The following is a 704-nucleotide window of genomic DNA, read 5'->3' as shown; positions in this document are numbered from 1 at the left end:
GGGACACTCAAGAAAGCTCTGTCCCCTGTCAACGGAACCACTGTGAACATGCTCGCACTGGTGCTGGTCGTCACCTCTACAGCACAGGTCTACACAGAGATAGTGGTATGAGAAAAATAACGCTACTGCTGGCCGCCCTATCCTTCTCTCTGCTGGCGGATACCCGAATTTACCAATGCGATATGACCGTATCGCAGGTGAAAAATGATCAAATCAGCAGACCTACTAAAGCTGACTTCGGCGCGCTGGTCGTTGATAGCGGAGATCAGTTCTATGTCGTCCGCGGCGATGAGGTTCTCTCATCTCCATATCTGGCTAAACGCAACGGTAAACTGGTTGGCGTTGGCGAGGACAAGCTTATCTACAACAAATCCCACGACGTCTACGGCGTTCATAGCAAAAACCAAAGTTTCTTTTTCGACGGATGTAAGGAGGTTGGTTAATGGCTCACAAAATGACTGGTCTTGAGATTGAGAAAACAAGCGGCTACTGGAGAGCGAAAGGCTTCAGAAAACCGGACATGCTGGAGCGTCTGGAACGTGAAGACGGTTACATCATCCACCAGCGTCGGGAATGGCGCATGTTTGATCCTGAAACCGGGAAACTCACATCGAAAGCACAAACGCTTTGGGGTTTGCTCAAGCAGATTCACTAACCGATGTTTCTGCAGCGCGTTTTAAGTGTGACGGAATAACATTTGTTAG

Annotated in this window: 2 protein-coding genes; both read left to right on the top strand. The window is 49.1% G+C overall.

What is annotated here, in order from left to right:
- The coding region (locus ABD481_RS46575; RefSeq protein WP_344672333.1) for a hypothetical protein at nucleotides 1-443 on the top strand (443 nt) is incomplete at its 5' end.
- Nucleotides 443-655, top strand: a complete 213-nt coding sequence (locus ABD481_RS46570) for a hypothetical protein (RefSeq protein ID WP_344672332.1) — start codon at nucleotides 443-445, stop codon at nucleotides 653-655. The genes ABD481_RS46575 and ABD481_RS46570, both read left to right, overlap by 1 nt.
- Nucleotides 656-704: the final 49 nt, after the last annotated feature.

Source organism: Catenulispora yoronensis (genome assembly GCF_039531695.1).
Taxonomy (GTDB): Bacteria; Actinomycetota; Actinomycetes; order Streptomycetales; family Catenulisporaceae; genus Catenulispora; species Catenulispora yoronensis.
Note: the sequence above shows the minus strand (reverse complement) of the source record. Positions and strands in the feature narration are given on the sequence as shown.